General features: G+C 56.1%; 13 protein-coding genes. 7 read left to right on the plus strand and 6 right to left on the minus strand.

Features of this window, described 5'->3' with window-relative positions; genetic code table 11:
- Positions 1-3 precede the first annotated feature (3 nt).
- The 7 genes from AC2FFH_RS07070 (at position 4) to AC2FFH_RS07100 (ending at position 12,323) form a co-directional block, all read left to right on the plus strand.
- Entirely contained in the window at positions 4-408 is a 405-nt protein-coding gene (locus tag AC2FFH_RS07070; protein WP_496844064.1) for a response regulator, read from the plus strand.
- Positions 409-882: 474 nt separating this feature from the next.
- Positions 883-1,473, plus strand: a complete 591-nt coding sequence (locus AC2FFH_RS07075) for a hypothetical protein (RefSeq protein ID WP_496844065.1) — start codon at positions 883-885, stop codon at positions 1,471-1,473.
- Positions 1,460-3,268, plus strand: coding sequence for a relaxase/mobilization nuclease domain-containing protein (locus tag AC2FFH_RS07080; RefSeq protein ID WP_496844066.1), 1,809 nt, complete (start codon positions 1,460-1,462; stop codon positions 3,266-3,268). Before AC2FFH_RS07075 ends, AC2FFH_RS07080 begins: the two co-directional genes overlap by 14 nt.
- Complete coding sequence (locus AC2FFH_RS07085) at positions 3,261-5,150, plus strand: type IV secretory system conjugative DNA transfer family protein (RefSeq protein WP_496844067.1); 1,890 nt, start codon at positions 3,261-3,263, stop codon at positions 5,148-5,150. Before AC2FFH_RS07080 ends, AC2FFH_RS07085 begins: the two co-directional genes overlap by 8 nt.
- Before the next feature lie 184 nt (positions 5,151-5,334).
- Positions 5,335-7,614, plus strand: coding sequence for an AAA family ATPase (locus tag AC2FFH_RS07090; protein WP_496844068.1), 2,280 nt, complete (start codon positions 5,335-5,337; stop codon positions 7,612-7,614).
- A gap of 132 nt (positions 7,615-7,746) precedes the next feature.
- The gene (locus AC2FFH_RS07095) at positions 7,747-8,925 is read left to right on the plus strand and encodes a metallophosphoesterase family protein (protein WP_496844069.1); all 1,179 of its coding nucleotides are present in this window, start codon (positions 7,747-7,749) and stop codon (positions 8,923-8,925) included.
- The gene (locus AC2FFH_RS07100) at positions 8,922-12,323 is read left to right on the plus strand and encodes an AAA family ATPase (RefSeq protein ID WP_496844070.1); all 3,402 of its coding nucleotides are present in this window, start codon (positions 8,922-8,924) and stop codon (positions 12,321-12,323) included. Before AC2FFH_RS07095 ends, AC2FFH_RS07100 begins: the two co-directional genes overlap by 4 nt.
- A gap of 88 nt (positions 12,324-12,411) precedes the next feature.
- On the opposite strand, the gene AC2FFH_RS07105 is transcribed toward AC2FFH_RS07100, so the two are convergent.
- From AC2FFH_RS07105 to AC2FFH_RS07130, 6 genes are read right to left on the minus strand one after another with little or no spacing between them, the layout of a single operon-like run.
- Positions 12,412-13,410, minus strand: a complete 999-nt coding sequence (locus AC2FFH_RS07105; RefSeq protein ID WP_496844071.1) for a TrbL/VirB6 family protein — start codon at positions 13,408-13,410, stop codon at positions 12,412-12,414.
- A 21-nt stretch (positions 13,411-13,431) separates the two neighbouring features.
- On the minus strand, positions 13,432-13,608 hold the full coding sequence (locus tag AC2FFH_RS07110; RefSeq protein ID WP_496844073.1) for a hypothetical protein: 177 nt from the start codon (positions 13,606-13,608) through the stop codon (positions 13,432-13,434).
- Positions 13,601-14,596, minus strand: a complete 996-nt coding sequence (locus tag AC2FFH_RS07115; RefSeq protein WP_496844074.1) for an ATPase, T2SS/T4P/T4SS family — start codon at positions 14,594-14,596, stop codon at positions 13,601-13,603. Before AC2FFH_RS07115 ends, AC2FFH_RS07110 begins: the two co-directional genes overlap by 8 nt.
- A gap of 2 nt (positions 14,597-14,598) precedes the next feature.
- Positions 14,599-15,912 (minus strand): TraB/TrbI/VirB10 family type IV secretion system protein, encoded by a 1,314-nt coding sequence (locus AC2FFH_RS07120; RefSeq protein WP_496844075.1) that lies wholly within the window; start codon positions 15,910-15,912, stop codon positions 14,599-14,601.
- Complete coding sequence (locus tag AC2FFH_RS07125; protein WP_496844076.1) at positions 15,905-16,600, minus strand: TrbG/VirB9 family P-type conjugative transfer protein; 696 nt, start codon at positions 16,598-16,600, stop codon at positions 15,905-15,907. Before AC2FFH_RS07125 ends, AC2FFH_RS07120 begins: the two co-directional genes overlap by 8 nt.
- Positions 16,601-16,603: 3 nt before the next feature.
- The gene (locus AC2FFH_RS07130; protein WP_496844077.1) at positions 16,604-17,254 is read right to left on the minus strand and encodes a VirB8 family type IV secretion system protein; all 651 of its coding nucleotides are present in this window, start codon (positions 17,252-17,254) and stop codon (positions 16,604-16,606) included.
- Position 17,255: the final 1 nt, after the last annotated feature.

Consider the following 17,255-nt stretch of genomic DNA (forward strand, 5'->3'; position numbering starts at 1 on the left):
AAATTGGAAAATTCACAGTTTGAAATTCATGAAACACGGCAACTCAGCAGAGAACTTGACCGAGATTGGGAGCAAGAGCTTGTTGTATCTCGAGCAGGGGAAGCTTTCTTACGTTTGGCCGGAGATGGCACGGACTACCGTGTAATGACCGCAACGGCAGGCGAAAATGACCTCAGACTTGAGGCTTGCAAACATCCCGATATCCTTCTTCAAGCTGCGCATGATCTGGCCGTCAGAAAGATCGACGGATTTGACGGAATCGAGCGTGATCGAAAGGGAAGGAACTATGTCCAGCTGTTCCAGTTTTCGCAAGATGAGGGCGTTTCAGATGAAGACTTCACGAACGAACTCCGAGAGCTTCTTGAAGAGTTTTTTGACATCTACGATGGCTTGAGAGAGCTGAAGTAAATGAAAACAATCAAGTGGCTTTGGATCGCAGCCCTATTGGCAATAGGCTTCAAGTTCTAAGGTTTGATTAGTTCCGGGCCGGACGGCTACGGGGCGAATGAAATGGAAGCCTTTGTTGGCATGGTCTTAACTTTTGCCCTGCTATCCGCGGTCTGGTTGGTTCTGTGGGCAATTGGTCGAGCCAAACAGGCAGTTGCCAGCAGATTAGCTGATCGCGGCTAAAGGCAACGCACCACATAACTCTGCAGAATGAAAAGGAATGAGCCGCCAGTCTTGGCGGCTTTTTTGATTTGGCTCGGTAAGCAAACGTGATTGCGTATGTGGCCGGGCTTTGCCCGGCGGTCGCAGCCTGTGGCTGCTCCAAGCGGAATACAGGCAGTTGATTCAATATTATAATATTGAATCAATTATGGCGAAATGCCATAACAGGGCTGCCTGTATGATGCTGGCAAGAAATAGGGGTGATTACTTCACATGGGCCGACCGCGCGCACCACGGCACAAGCGACTGACGCAGAACCAGCGTTTTGCCATCGTGCGCAAGCGTGCCGAGGGGGTGCCGATCGAGGATCTGGCGCGCGAATTCGGCGTCACGACCCGCAGCATCTTCTACACGTTGAAGGCCGATCAAAGCCGCAAGTTGGATGCACGCGTGCGTTCAGAACTGGTGAATGTCCGGCTCACGCCAAAGGAGCTTGCGGGCTTCGATGCGGTGCTGACGCGGCATGATATTAACAGCCGGGCGGAGGGGTTGAGGCGGCTGATCCATGCTTCAAACGGTCTTTTTGTTCCCGACGACGAACTGGCCAATCAGATGCAGGGGCTCTCTGCCTCGCTCAATCGCACAGGCAACAACATCAACCAGATTGCACAGCGACTGAACGAGGCAAAGCGCCAGGGCAAGACGCCGCCCTATGGCAATTCTGCCCATGCCCAGGTGCGCGCTTTGGCCGGGCTTATCTTCGATATCGCCGACCAGGTTCAGGGCATGGCGCAGCGCCGCCGAAGCGCGCTGTCTGGCGAGGTTGCCCGCGTACTGGGAGGCTTTACCGATGGCCCGCAATAGCGCCGTTGCTGCCGCGCAAGAGGCCTTCTTCGATCGCGACTGGAGCCGCATTCGCGGCAGCGTCCCGCGCGCCCGCGCGAAGCAGATGGCCCGGGCGGCGATGGGGCAATCCCCCGCGATCTTCAAAGCCATTCGAGACGGCGGAACACACAACAAAACACAGCTGCGCAACCAGCTGGAATACCTGACCACCAAGTCGAGCTTCATAATCGACAGTCGTGGCACTTATGACGGTCAAAGCAATCTGTCAGCCAAAGAGATCGAGCAGGTCACGCGCCGATTTTCGGCGCAGTGGAATGAGCGGTTTTATCCCAAGCTGGGTCATACCTCGCATCTCTTGATGGCTTTCCCGATTGGCACGTGCGGCGAGGATGTTGCCGAGATCACGCGCGAGATTTGCGAGCGGTTCTTTCAGGGCGAAGGCAGCCATTTTGACTACATCGCAGCCGTGCATGAGGACCGGGATCACCCGCACGCCCACATCGTCCTGAACCGGCGCAGCAAGGATGGTGAATTCTTCTTTTTGAAAGAAGGGCACCATTTCAACTACGACAGTTTTCGCGAAGCGATGGTGGAGGTGTCGGACCGCTATGGGCTGAGGCTTGAGGCGACGCGAAAGCTGGAGCGTGGGGTCACGACGAAGAGGCCAAGTGATGTTAACCAACGTCGCGCAGAAATCACGGGCCAGAAGCTGACCGAGCGTGAGCGCGTGGGGCCGGAGCTTGACCGTGCCTTGGCTGAGGTGGCGCAGAACGCGCGGCTTTATCGCGGCTTAGCGGCCGAGGCCTCGCGCGAGAACCAGCATGACATTGCAGCAGCCTTGGACAAGGCCGCGACGCTTTTGGAGCAGGGCAAACCGATTGAAGCAGATGGAAAGGTATATGGCATGGCCGAAGAACAGCATTCGTTTGATGAGGTCGTGGATGCCTTTCACGACAAGATCAACCAGGCCGAATGCATTGTGGCGGACGCTCCAGTGGAGCGTCGCGCGGCGCTGGAGCATGAGCTGAACGACATCTATCGCTCTCTGTCGCATCTCAGCCCAATGGGAACGCAGTCCCACACCTTGCTCGAAGATGCGTCCCAAAGTGGGATCTATTCCGCTGCGAATATTGGGGCCGAGGCCCAAGGCGCTTTGCAGGATCCGGCGCTTGCCGAACGCCTCGAACAGGCTTTGAAAGGCACCGGCATTGACGCGCGTGAGGTGACACGTCGTGTCGAAATTGGCGCGGGCAATGCCGCGCTGGAACGCCAATGGCTTGGACAAGATCTGAAGGCGATTGCCGAGAAGGACGGCTTTGACCTGTCACGCGCCGACGAGCTTGAGAAAGCGATCGACCGTCTCGACCAAGTGCACAGTGATCTGGGCCGTGTGTTGGCAGATGCTGAGGTTCTTAAAGACAGTGGGGCGGTGGAGACCGACCGGCAGGAAACCATCATCGACCAGCTGCCGCCGACCACTGCTGAAATCCTGAGCCGTATGAGGGACGACCCAACCGCAGATCCATTCCGAAACGATCAGGAACGCGAGACCTTGCGTGCTGAGATGGAGGAACTGGTCGGTGAAGAGGGTAGCCCGGACTTGGCGATTGGCGATGAGACCACGCTGGAGGAGCATATCGAAGACCGCCTGGACCGGCTCTATGCGGCCAAGGCATATCTCCAGAGCGATGCTGCTCAGGCGAACAGCGTGGCGATGGAGCATGTCCTCGACGAGATCGCCAATGAAGAAATTGATGTTCAACGCGAGCGGCACGTCGATGTCGATGGCGAAAAGGGTGTGACGCATGGGTAAGGCGCGGATCGCACTTGGCGTCATGTGCTTTGCTCTTCTGGGCGCGGTGCTAGGGTATGTTCTGGCGTCGGCCTTTCTGACATTCCGCTGGTTCGGGGTCGGGGCGGACATCGATTTCTTGATGTTGGCGCGCAGCTATCGGGTTCTTCGAACGACCCACCCTGGCGATATGCAGATTGTTCACTTGATCGTGGGGATCAGCACAGGTTTCGGTGTTTTGCTTAGTGCCGTCTTGATGAACGACGCGCTGACCAAATTCGGTGAAACCCACTGGCAGCATATGTCCGAGATGAAGCGGAACGGCTTTTTCGGCAAGCCTGGCCATGGGTTTGTTCTTGGCAAAATGAGTAAGCCTAAGAGCCGAAAGCCCTTCGTGATTTCCAAGGTTTTTCCCCATGCTTTGATCGTGGCCCCGACCGGACGCGGCAAGACGACGGGTTTCGTCATCCCAAACCTTCTGACCTATCAGGGCAGCGCGGTTGTGCTGGACGTGAAGGGTGAAAACTTCGAGGCAACCGCCCGCCACAGGGCTGCGCAGGGTGACAAGGTGTTCCGGTTCGCGCCAACAGACTGGAAGGATGGCCGCTCGCACCGCTACAATCCTTTGTTGCGCATATCGGCGCTCGAAAATGTCGACCGTCAGCAGATGGAGCTGCAACTCCTGGCCTCTTTGTTCCTGCAAGCAGATAACGACCGGGTTCAGGGACTCCTCGATGGCGGTGTCGATCTATTCGTGGCGGCGGGGCTTTTGGCGTTCGAGCGCAAGCGGCCGACCTTGGGCGAGATCTATCGCATCACCGCATCTGGCGGGGACAAGCAGAAGGAATATCGCCGCCGCGCCGACGAAGTGGTCAATCCCGCTGCCAAGCTAATCTTCATGCGCATGGCCTCGACCAACAACGACACGCTCACCTCTTATCTGTCGCTCTTGATGACGTCCGGCCTGAAGCAGTGGTCAAACCCCGCCATCGACCGTGCGACCGCAACGTCAGACTTCGATTTCCGCGACATCCGAAAGTCGCCGTTTTCGGTTTATCTCGTGGTCGAACCGCTGATGGTAAAACCGCTCGCGCCGTTGATCCGCTTGTTCTTCTCGGATTTGCTGGCATCGCTTCAGGATCATGAACCCGGCAAGGACGAACCCTGGCCGGTGATGATCATGCTCGATGAGTTCAACCGCCTGGGCAAAATGCCGATCGTTCTGGACAGCATTGAAACCCTGCGATCGTACCGAGCCAATCTTGCGATTGTCACACAGACGATCCCTGCGCTGGACGAAATCTACGGCGAGAACGCCCGTCGCGCCCTGCAGGGCAACGCGGGTATCAAGCTCTATCTGACCCCTTCAGATGAAAAGACCATCGAAGAGCTCAGCAAAGCCGTCGGCAAAACCACAAAGCGTGTTGTGACCCGCTCACGGTCGGTCGGCCGCAACCCCTTCGCCGGTCGCAGCATGTCTGAACGGACCGAAGAAACTGCGTTGCTGCCCGAGGATGAAGCGCGGCGCATGGACCTTGATGACATCGTTCTGGTGGTTGACGCGCAAATGCCCGTGCGGGCAAAGCGGATCAAATACTATGAGGATCGGTTCTTTCAGCAGATCTTCGACAAGCAGGCAGGCGATATGCCATATCCCTCAGCCGGTGACCAAATGCGCGGGCTGCAAGGACAGATCAAGGCACTGGAGGCGAAGATTGGGGCGCTTGAGGTGCCTAAGGTGGTTGCTGCTGAGGTATCAAAAGTTGGTGGGGAACGGCGCGAAGAGATCGAAAAACTGGCGTCTTACGGGCAGGGCGTGCAGTCCAGCGATGAACCTAGTCTGGATGATTATCGGTCTGGAACAGAAAGGGTGGATCGTTTTTTGGAAGATGCGTTCCGGTAGTTTGACCGGGAGGTTTTTTGCACAGAAACTCTCAGGCTCGATGTGCAGTCAGTTTGGTGAGCTATGGCGTCTTAAGTCATCGAAGACACTCCCTCGGGGTTGCTGTTGATGGATGGGGGTACAATTCTGGCGCGAGTTTTCGGTTGCCAGTTCACTGGCCTCTGACACATAGTGAGAGGTGGCAATGAACTTCATTGTAAAATTTGAGTATTTGGAAATTTACATGATCCAACACTTCTTGAAGATTGAAAATCTTGGCGTTTTTTCAAACTACAAAAAGCCTGCGGGGATGGAACCCTTTAAGCGATTTAACTTGATCTACGGGCTCAACGGCTCGGGAAAGACGACACTGTCCCGTTTTTTTGCAGACTTGAACACGGGACAAGCGGAAGGTTTCCCAAACCTCAAGTATAAGATCAAGACCGAAGATGGAGATTTTCAACAGGGAGCCCCCTATTCGCGCAAGATAAGAGTATTCAATGCGGAGTATGTGGATGCCAACATTGGCAAACTCGAAGGCACGCTGAATCCAATATATGTCATAGGTGAAGAAAATAAGGCGCTTGCTGAGACTGTGAAGTCGGACGAAGCTCAGCTTGCCTTGCTGAAACAGCAGCTTGAGGAAAAGTCGTCTGAAAGAGATAAGTTGGTAAAAAAGAAGGGGAAGCTCTTCACCGATGTGGCCCCAAAAATTACCGAAGCCTCCAAAGGGGCCGTCACTAGGACTTATAACAAACGAAACGCCGAAAAAGCCTATGGCGAATTGTCCAGTGCCAAGCAGCTTTCCATCGATGAGTTGGCCGTCACGTCTGCGGAAATGAAACAGACTGCTCTAGACCGTTTGGATGAATTTCCAACTGTTAAAATGGAAACTCATAAAGGTGAGCAAACTCTCTTTGAGGCGCTAAAACTGCTGAGAGACGTAATCCTAAACCTCGGGCGAAAAAGTGCAACATCTGCTGCAATAGAGCGCATAAAAACCAATCCCGAATTGGCGGATTGGGTCGAGCGTGGGAGAGATCTTCACGATAGGAAAGATGACCAGATTTGCGAGTACTGCCTGCAAAAAATCCCCGAGGACCGTGAAGCGGAGTTAGCTGCACACTTCAACGAATCTGATAGTAAACTAAAGTTAGAGATCGAGAGTGCGATTTCCTCAGTTCGTGCAGCCAGAGACAAAATTGAACGTATAAAAGGCTTGAGTGAAAAAAATCTTTACCCTGAACTTCAGGAAGAATTCTCAAAGAATTCAAAGGTCCTTTCCGAAGAACAAGCCCAGATACTGTCAAACCTGAAAGAAATGGATGAAGCGCTTAAGGACAAGCTCACTAGGCGTACAGAGAGCTATGAGGTGATGATTTCCGCACTCAGCAGTTCAACCTGGGATGCGGCAGTAGAAGCACTCAACACACTTATCAGACGCCACAATGCAGAAACTGATGATTACCAGAATCGGCTCGACAGTAATTTTTCGAAGATCGAAACACATTTCTTGTTGGTGATCCAACAAGATGTTCAAGATGTTTCAGATGAAATCAGTGTCTTGGATGACGAGATTAAGGCGTGCATTGACGGTGATGCGAAGAACAGCACTCTGGGTACTAAGGATCTAGAGACACGCATCAAAGACAACCGAGCTAGAATATCTAACTCCCATCAAGCGGCCGCTGACTTGTCTCAGAAACTGGCCTCTTTTTTGGGCCGTGATGATCTAAGGTTTGAACCTGAAGGAGAGGGTTATCGAGTAATGCGTTTTGGCCGAGCGGCAAAGAGGCTAAGTGAAGGCGAGAAAACAGCCATCACCTTCCTGTATTTCGTTGTCGGCTTGAATGACCAAGATTTTGACCTTGAAGATGGGATTGTTGTGATCGACGATCCGATCTCCAGTCTAGACTCCAGTTCAGTTTATCAGGCCTTTTCCTATTTGAAGAGTGCAGTGAAAGATGCGCGGCAGGTCTTTCTTTTGACACACAATTTTGAGTTCCTAAAGCTTCTTCTAGGATGGTTTGCCTATGGCAATCAGAAAGATAAGTCGTATTGGATGCTGCACTGCACCAATACCAGTCCTGGTGCCAGAGAGACCGACCTTAAGCCGTTGGATAAAGTTCTCATAGAAAACCGAAACGAATATATATATCTGTTTAGAACTCTTGCGGAATTTGTTTCAGATGGGACGATTGCTCAGTCTTATCCAATCCCAAACATAGCAAGAAAAGTGCTCGAGACCTTTCTAGACCAGCATTCTACCGGAAAATCTTTTTTCAAGAAGCTGGAGAATCTTGACTATGATGAGCAGATCAAGTCATCTTTGTATAAGTATACCAATGACTTATCACACCCGACCATGTCGGGCCTTGACCCAGCATTGGTTGGAGAAACTCAGACAAATATTAAGCACCTCTTAGAGATGATCCAAACCGTTGCACCAGTGCACTACAAGGCTCTTACGGGTGCGGAAAGTTGATTTGGATCGATCTCGAAAAGTTGGATGGTCTTACCCCAATTTGCGAGGGAGGCACTACGATTTCAGGCCAACTGCGAAACTGTTGCATCGGGGTAAGAGCCGCACCATTCGCGGAATACGGACGGAACAATTATGCGCCTACTAGTTTCAGCTGACACTCACCTCGGATCACCCATAAGATCTGTAGCACTACGCAATCCCGACCTCGGAGATCGTTTGAAGCAGGCCAGCCGTGATACCTTTGTCGAGATCGTTGATCTGGCGATATCGGATCAGGTCGATGCGTTTGTGCTAGCGGGTGACATTTTTGACAATGGTTACCCGGATCTTAAGTCCCGCGCTTTCCTTATAACTCAGCTGGCGCGTGCCTCAGAAGCTGGTGTGCCCACGGTGCTGATCAGGGGCAACCACGATGCACTGTTGGATCACAATGCACATGGAGAATTGGGACCGAACATCCACCTTTTGCACAAAGGCGCGCCCACGGTCGAAATCGGTGATGCTGCGTTCCATGGTTTGTCCTTCGATACGGCGCATGTGTCGAAGAGCTTCCTGCCTGACTACCCGGTTCCAGTTCCTGGAAAACGAAATATTGGGCTTATGCACACCTCGCTAGATGGTGCCCCAGGTCATGATCCCTATGCGCCTTGCGCTGAACAGGATCTGATGGGGCACGGTTTCGATCTTTGGTGTCTGGGGCACATTCACGCACCGTTTGAGCGAGTGGATGGATCGGTTCTGGCGGTTATGCCAGGTATCCCGCAACCGCGTCATTTTGGCGAGCGTCGCGGGGGCACGGTGACCTTGGTTTCGCTGGGGGATGGGGGAGCGGAATTTGAACGCCGAACGGTTGGGCGACTTGGCTTTTTCGAATGCTCACTAGACCTAAGCACCTGTTCTGACCAACAAGAGGTACTTAGAAAATTGCGCGACGGCTTGATGACCGCGCAAGCGCCAGGGCGCGATATAGCTGTGCGTCTTAGCACTACTTCGAAGCGATACGGTACGGAGCTTGTTACAGAACTGGCGTCAGAAGTCCTGGACAGTATTAGTGGCGTATTCCTCGACAAAGTAAAATCGGTACTGCCGGTCAGCCAATCCAGTGCCGAGACTGATGATTTGGTTCGCTTGATGCAGGAGGAATTGACCGAAGATGGTTTTCGACAAGCTGCTCTCCAACAGCTCGAAGAACTGCGTCTAGCTATGCCGTCAGAAATCACAGACGAGTTTTCTGAGGACAGATTGGACGCGCTTCTCGAAGAAGCGATTGCGGAAGTCTCTCTAACTCTGCATGCGGATATCTCCCAATGAGATTGAACCGGTTGGATCTTATCCGTTATGGGCGCTTTAAAGATGCCGATATTTGTTTTCCCAAACCGGTCGATGGGAAGCCTGATGTAACGGTGGTTTTCGGACAGAACGAGGCAGGCAAGTCTACCGCTTTCAATGGTTTTCTGGAATTGCTTTTCGGTTTCAAAGGCGGGGCCCATCCCTACGCTTTCCGGTTCGATCGAAGTGATCTTGTGGTGGGTGCTGAACTTGATCTGCCTGAACGTGGAACCACCGTATTGCGTCGCAACAGCAAGAGAACCCAATCACTGCTGGACTCGAACGAACGCCCTATCAACGAGGCGATTTTGTCTGGAGCTCTGCACGGCCTGACTCGAGACACCTATGAGGAACGGTTTTCACTCAATGAGAAAGGTCTGCGAGAGGGCGGCGAGCGGATAGCCGGAGCGCAGGGTGACCTTGGCCAACTCCTGCATGCAGGTCTCTCCGGCCTGACAGGGATGGCTCAAACTCTAGATTCCTTGGCTGAGCGAGCAGACAAATTCTACAAGAAACGTGGTCGGGGTACGGTATTGAAGACCGGCAGTGATCGCCTCAAAGAGATTGGTCGCGAATTGCGTGCTGATCACTTGACGACTGAGCGAGAGTGCAAACTTCGCCAAGATCGTGACCGGACAGTAGCCGATTTCGAAACTGCCGATGCTGAGCTTCGACAAGTTTATCAACGACAAGCAGCGTCGAAGGCTGCGGAGTTATGGTATGATCGGACCGAGAAGATGGGGCAACTAACTGAAGTCTTGGCCGATTTTCCCGGCGGTCCCGACCTTGCCCCCGATGCGGCAGAGCGTGTCGCTGCCCTGGTCGAGAAAATCGCGGCTCAGTCGATCCGAGTCACTGAAGCGGAAGAAGAAATCGTCAAACTAGATCAGATCATCGAAGACCACCCAATCGACAACTTGGCCCAGCCTTTGAAGGCAGAGTTGGAACGGCTTGATCAACTAACTTTTGATGGTGCACCGCTTTTGGGGCGCGCGAGCACCGCGAAGGCTGACCTCGACCGTCGCCGCGAAGACTTGGACAACCTCGGACAGCAAATAGACAAAATTTTGGTTCTCCTCGAGGTGCCGGATGCGCCGCCATCCACAATCGCCTTAGAGGCAAATGATTTGGAGGACCTCGCCACGGCAGTACAGGAGTGCTTGACGGCCAATCTTTCAGCCGGTGCTGCAAAGGAAGCCGCTGAAGTCGCTCTCGCCCAACATGGCAAAGCGCCCCGTGAGCCGCAAGATTTGACGGCTCTGAGACACGCCTATGAAAAATGGAAAGCCGTGGCGGATATGTCCGCTTTCGAAGTTGCCCATGGCCAAGCTTTGGCGCGCCTGACTAAGGTCGCAGCTGGTCTGCCGCAGTCATGGATGGACCTTGTTGCATCAGGCCTACCTGCGCGAGAAACGCTCGACGAAGTCAGTCAGGATTGGGCGACCCTAACTGCCGATCTTGCGTCGGCCCGGAAAGGCCTCGAGGCCCGCGTAGCCGAGTTGGTGGAGGCCCGGGCAGATCTATCTACGCAGGAGGCTGCACCTGACGCCGTTGACATCGTCAAGACAGAAGAGACGCGGCGGCAGCGTGATATCGAATGGCAGCAGCATCGGGGCGATCTGACGGGTGAGACGGCTGACCAGTTCGAGGCGGCGATGTACGCTGATGACAGCGCCCGAGCACATTACCTTACGGGGGCTGAGGCTCGACAGCGGCTGCAGGCGGCACAGGGGCAGGTGCGGAGCGCTGAAGCCCGGCATGAAACTGCAAAGAACCGTCACGACGACTTGATTGCGAGACATGACCGCTTGTCAGAAAGTTGTTCCAGATTGGCGCTGGCACTGGGGTTTGAAGCAGACACGCCCCCTTCGGCCTTCAACGCTCGCCAACAAGCTTTGACGACGGCGGCCGAAGCCGCGGCCGATGTTTCCAATGCTGAAAAAGCGTTGAAAGACCGTCTTGTGCAACAAGCGGAGGCTTGCGATGCGTTGACTGTAACGGCGCGTCCCCTCGGGTATGATCCCGCGCAAGGTGATCTGCCCACGCAGATTCAGAGAGCGCTCACGTTGGAAGAGAGCGATCGCGAGGCTTGGGCCAAATGGCAGGATGGCGAGAAGATCATTGCTGAGCTTGAAAAAAAGGCAGAGCAAACGCGCGACGATCACGACGTCGCTTTGAATAAGCTTGAACAGTTAACTGCTGCGTTGCCTTTGCCGGATTGTTCGTTTGACGGTATGCGAGCCGCTTTACCGAACCTGCGGAGCCTGCAGCAGCTTTATGGAGAGCATAGAAAGCTCTCGGTGCGGATTGGGGCCTTGGAGCAAGCAATCGCAGCGCTGGCAGATAGCGCGGAGCGCTTGGTTCGAATTTTGGGGGATACTGAAAACGATGCAGATCCTGTCCAGATCATCGACCGCGCTCGCTCGCGTCAAGCTTTGGCCGTGCGGGCAGATGAAAAACGGGAAGGGGCCGCATTGCGACGGGATGAACTTGATCGTTTCAAACGTCGCGCAGAGACGGAGCGACAGGATGCGAACGCCGACCTAGAATCTTGTTTCGAAGGGCAAGGTGGTCAGGACTTGATGCCTCGCGATCGTGTTGCAAAGTTGGTCGAACGTGATCGTTTGCGAGCGGAAAAGGCAACTGCGGCACGTGATCGCGAAAAAGCCCGTGAAGGAGTCGATGCCGATCTTTTCTCCGAGGAACTAGACCGGATGCCTGACGCAACGCGCTCGACAGAGCTGGAACAGGCTCAGCAAGACGCGCAGCTCACCCGCGACAGCGCCCGCGATGCTCAGCGAGAAGCTGACCGTTTATATCGCGAAGCTTTTCAGGCCGCCGACCGCAGCGATCTCGCGACTGAACAAGCGACACTGCTGGAAGAGCTACGGAGCGGCGCGCGTCAGGCTGCCGTGGCTCGACTCGGAGTGCTGGCGGCACGAGGAGCGCTCCGTCGCCTTGCGGCAGAGCGGCGCGGCAGTATGCTGCGCGACGTCGAAGAGGCTTTTGTCACCATGACCACCCCGGCCTGGACAGGCGTTGATGTCTGGACACAGTCGGAAGGTGAAAAGCTCGTCGGTATTCAGCCAGATGGAAACACGGTTCCCGTGGAGCAGATGTCGACGGGCACCATGGGGCAGTTGTACTTTGCGTTGCGTCTTGCTGGATATCGCAGCTTTGCGCGTGACCCTGGCCCACTGCCGATGGTCCTGGACGATATCATGGAGACATTTGACGATGTGCGGGCACGAGCGGCCTTGCAACTCTGTGCCGAGATCGGCGAGAACGGACAAGCAATCCTCTTCACACACCACGCGCATCTGGTCGAGTTGGCAAGAGACTGTATCGATGGGGTGGCGATCGTAAACATGCCAGACTGAGAGCTTTAGTCTGAACTAATGACGAGACTGCCGCACAAAACCCTGGAAGCTTGCTGTAGCGTTCTAAGGCCAACTTGCCCCATTACCATTATTCCAACCGCTTCGCCCGTTCAGCAACTCTCTGAACGATCGAAACGGCCGAGCCACCTGCCTGACGTATTCCAGCCCCAGCGATCTCCGCATTTGACCTTGTCCCAAAACGTGCTCGCGCCCGGGACCCCTTGGTACCGACCAATCCCTTGGCGAAGCCGCCGGGCCCCGGAATGCTTGGCGGTCCGGCCATCATGAAATTGCCTGAGATTGAGCGGACGATCAGCGGAGTCGCGATGATCATGCCACCTGCGAGAAACATCATCATAAAGAAAGGCACCAGCGCGCCGATGTTGCTTGCGCTGGAAGGATCTCCAAGTTCGGTCATCAGCGAGCGCGACATGCCGACGACCGTCGAAAACACGCCCGCGATCACGAGGGGGTAGAGCGCGTAGGACACCGTGCTGGACAGCCAGCGGTGGAAATAGTCCTTGCTCACGTCGAACAACGACAGCGCGATCATGATTGGTGCGATGCCGATCATGAAGGCCAGCATGATCTTGGCGAAGATCAGGACCAGGCCGCAGAGCGCGCCGATGACGCCCAAAAGGAACGCACCAATCGCGCCGATCAGGGCTCCGGCCATCCAATGCATGTTGTCTCCGGCGGCGTTCAGGTAGTCACCAAATTCGTCGATGAGATCGTCAAAGGCCCCGGCAAAGTAGGATGCACCTGCTCCGCCCCCGCCAAGTCCTGCCACCATGCCGCCCGCGAGCTGGTCGAGACCGTTGATGAGGGCGCTGGCGACCGCGTTGAATTGGACCCAATTCATCGCAAAGAGGGTGATCAGCATCAGCTTGATGGCGAACCAGAACGCGGTCCGCCCATCCATGGATTTGTACTGAAACACCATGTTGAGGAAGACGCCGATCACGGCGAGCGTCGAGGCCACCGCAATGACGCCGCCAAGCTGCCCGGCGACGTTGCCAAAAGTGGTTTGGGCCGCGTCGTCCAGAAAGTTGTCGGTTGTCTCAACCATCCAGGTGACGACGGCCATCGGATCCTCCTCGGTTTGGCTCTAGACGCTCGCGCCTGTTCGACGCTTCAAGAAGGCCTTCAGGATATGCTCGCCATCGAAATCCGGCACGACCGAGACTAGCTCCCCGCCATCTTGGCCAAGGGCGGTCAGCTGAGCTTCGATCTTCGGGGGCTTTGTCTTGGCGGTGTTAATCTGTTCAATCTTGTATTCAAACATGGGCTGTTTCCTTCGCTTGGGCCGGATCAATCGGCAGGTAAAATTCGGTGATGCCGCGCGCGCCTTCATGCCGACCGGCCTGGATAATCACATCGATCGAGCGAGTGATGTAGTCGTTCATATCCTGGTAGGTCATGGGCACGTCGGTCTTCAGGGCCGCGATGGCGAGGCGCTGGACCGCCAGCTGAGGTGTTTCAGCGTGCAGCGTGGTGAGTGAGCCACCATGGCCGGTGTTTATCGCCTCGAGGAAGGTCATGGCCTCTTTGCCACGCACCTCGCCCAGGACGATACGGTCCGGCCGCATGCGTAGGGTGGAGGTCAGCAGGACATCAGCGCTGCGCGTGGCCTCATCGCGGTCAGACATCAGCGTGACGACATTCGGCTGTGTCGGACGCAGCTCGGCGGCCTCTTCGATCGTAATAATACGCTCGTCGACGGGCACAAAGGAAAGGATTTTGCGTGCCGTAACGGTCTTGCCGGTCGAGGTGCCGCCGGACACGATCATGTTGAGCTTGTGCGTGACGCAGAACTTTATCGCCGCGTCGATGTCGCCTGTGGCCACGACATCGCGCAATTCGGCGTTGCGCCTGCGCCGGGCACTTTCATTGCTGCGCTCTTTGCCGAAAAGGTAGGATAGCTTGATCTGTTCAAGCGGCAGGTCGGCAAAGAACCGCAGGGAAATCGCGTAACCGCCATCGACAGCGGGGGGCTGGATGACTTGCGCGCGGATCGGGCGGTCGCGATAGGTGATGCTGACCGAGACGATAGGCTTGGTCCGGCTGAGCGTGGTGTTCGCGGCGGACGCAATCTGATTACCCAAGTCCTTGATCTCGTTCTGCGAGAGCTGTCGACTGACGCGCCGCATAAAGTGATCCCCCTGAAACTCGGCCCAAAGCGTGCCGTCAGGGTTGATACAAAGCTCAATCAGCTTTGGGTCACGCGCCTCGGGGATCTTGTCCATCGAGCTTTGCAGATAGCTGGCGGCCATTATCAGAAAATCTCCAGATCGCGGTCGACCATCACTGTGACGCGGGCACCTTGATCGACGTAGATCACAGGCGAGACCGAGAGATATTCGCCGATGACGCTTTGCGCGCTGTCTTGTAGGTCTTCGCCAATGCCTTCGAGCACGTCCGAGGTGATCCCGTCTTCGGTGTTCTGCGCGGCGACGGCAGGCAAAGCTCCGATCAGCGATATCAGGGCGGCGGACCCGAACCGCGTGCCAAAACGGCTGACGACGAACCCGGTGGTGCCGGAGCGACCCAATTCATCGCCACCGAAGGCACTGATTTCGACGGTCTGGTTGCTGGGCAGAATGATCCGGTCCCAGGCGATCGTCACGCGTTGTTGCGCGATGTCGAGGCCGGATTGATAGCGCCCGATCAGACGCGCGCCGCGCGGGATCAGAACCCGTGAGCCGTCATAGGCGTGGACATCTTCAGACACAATCGCGCGGACCTGACCGGCGAGAGAGCTGTCGATTGCGGTTTCCAGCACGGCCTGGATCACTGTGCCCTGAACGACGGTGTTTGACGGGTTCACAATCAACTGGGCTTGCGTCACCTCAGCGGGTTCAGCGCCATTGCGGACAAAGTCTGTGTCGCCATCAAGTCGACGCTGCTCGGCGGCGGTCTCTGCATTGCCGCCGCCGGAACCGCCAAAGGCGATGATTGGGCTGGCGATACGGGCTTGGAGTTCCTCAAGTTCGGCTTGCCGCCGCCGCTCGAGTTCCTGAAGACGCAGTTCTTCAGCCGTGGGGCCGGTTGGTGCGGGCGTGCGCGGCGTTTTCAGGCGTGCGAGCTCCAGATCATTCTGCAGTCGCTGGATTTGCCGCGCGCGTTCTTCCAACTCCTCGCGCAAGGCGGCTTGCGACGCTGCAGCCTCACTGCGCAGGGCATCGATCTCTGCACCCAATGTGTCCAGCGCTTCTGTATCGACGGTCGGAGTCTCAGGTGCAGGTGCGTTGCGCATGGCTTCGAGCTCGGACCGCATGGCGTCCATTTGCGCGCGCAGCTCTTCTGTTTCGCGGTCTGGTTCCGGCTCCGGCGGCGGGGTTGTGTCAATCGGTGCAGGCGTGGGCTCGAGCGCACCAAAGCCCGGTCCGGCTGCTTGGAACTCATCAGGGGACGCGGTTTCCAGGCTGTCGGGTTCAGAGCTGCCAGATAACAACAGCAAGAGGCCGCCAAGGGCAGCGATTGCCCCAATGCCCAAGGCAATCGTGATAACAGACGGCCGCACCTTTGGGTTTTGTGGTTTTCCTTCAAGCGCTTCGAGGCGCTTCTTAAGCTCAGCTGTTTCACTCATCCTGATTTGCCTCGCTCATCTCTTGGACGCAGATCTCGTCCTCACCGAGTCTGAGGACCCATTGATCGCTGACACCTGACACGCGGATCACGCCGTCTGGCCGCGCGAGCGCATTCACACTGCGTTCATTGCCTGCAGACCAGCGAAAGATCGCGGGCAGTGGCGCGTTCGCGGCAAAGCGGAAGTAAGTGAATGTGCCATCGTCCCAGATTTCTCGCGGGGTGATCTCGGATCGCGCGCTGACGCCATAGGCGTGGTTTGCAGGTTGGCTTGCTGCCACACGCGATTGCTGGGGAGCGGACTCGGGATAGGCGAAGCGGATGACGTAGAAGGTCGGTGAGCTCGCCTCGGTGACGTTGAAATAATAGCTACGCCGGTTGGTATAGACGGTGATGTTGGTATGCGCGCCGCGCGTGACGGGCTTGATCGCAAAGGCCTGGCCACCGGGCACGCCGTCCAGAAGGAAGCCTTCGGTGTCGCCCGCAATGATCGAGCGGATTGTCTCGCCCTGGCCGAATTCAATGCTGGTCACATGGGTCAGGCTGGTGCGGATGCGGTAGACCTGCCCATCCTGATAAGTGGCCAGCCGGACGCGGGCATCATAGGGGCCTTGTCGCGGCTGAGTTTCGGCGAAAGCCGTGCCAGCAAGCGGAACAATGAGGGCGAGGGTCAAGAACAGGCGGCGCATGGGTTACTCCAGACGATCCGAGCGGATCGCATATTCGGTGACAGTGAAGCCGAAAGGGTTCTGCCAGACATCGTCGATCAACCGGCTGTTCTCGGGACGAAACTCAAACATCAGGGTTGCGGTGAAGAGCCCGTTTTGACTGCCGCGCGGCGAGTTCAGCCGCTTGCGCAGGCGCACCTGGGCGCGATTGGCGCTGATATGCGTGATCGACAAAACTTCGACATCCAGACGTGCATCTGTGCCGTAGCTGTCCGGCGGATAGGCCTCATGACCGCTGGTCCATAATGCGCGCAGTCCTGCAGCGGCCGCGCCGTCCGACTGGTCTAGGACCCGCCGCACCCGCACGTCATTGTCGAGCTGATTGTAGGTCTCTCGATCGATGACATAGCGGTAGACCTGTGCCTCGATGATAGCGGGGCGTTCCGTGAGTGAGACCGCTTCAACCACGGCATTGGGGAGGGCCATGCCGGTTTCGCTATCAAAGGGCACGATCATGGGCGGCGGGTCCACGTCGAGCAGGGCAACAAGGGCAGCGGCGAGGCAGCCTGCCATGCCAAACGCCATGCCTGTCAGCCCCAGCTTCTGCCACAAGAGCTCGCGTCGTCGTGCGCCGTACACGAGCTCTTCTTCGATGATTTCTGCTTCACTGTTCATG

The organism is Ruegeria sp. YTSC003 (genome assembly GCF_059609785.1).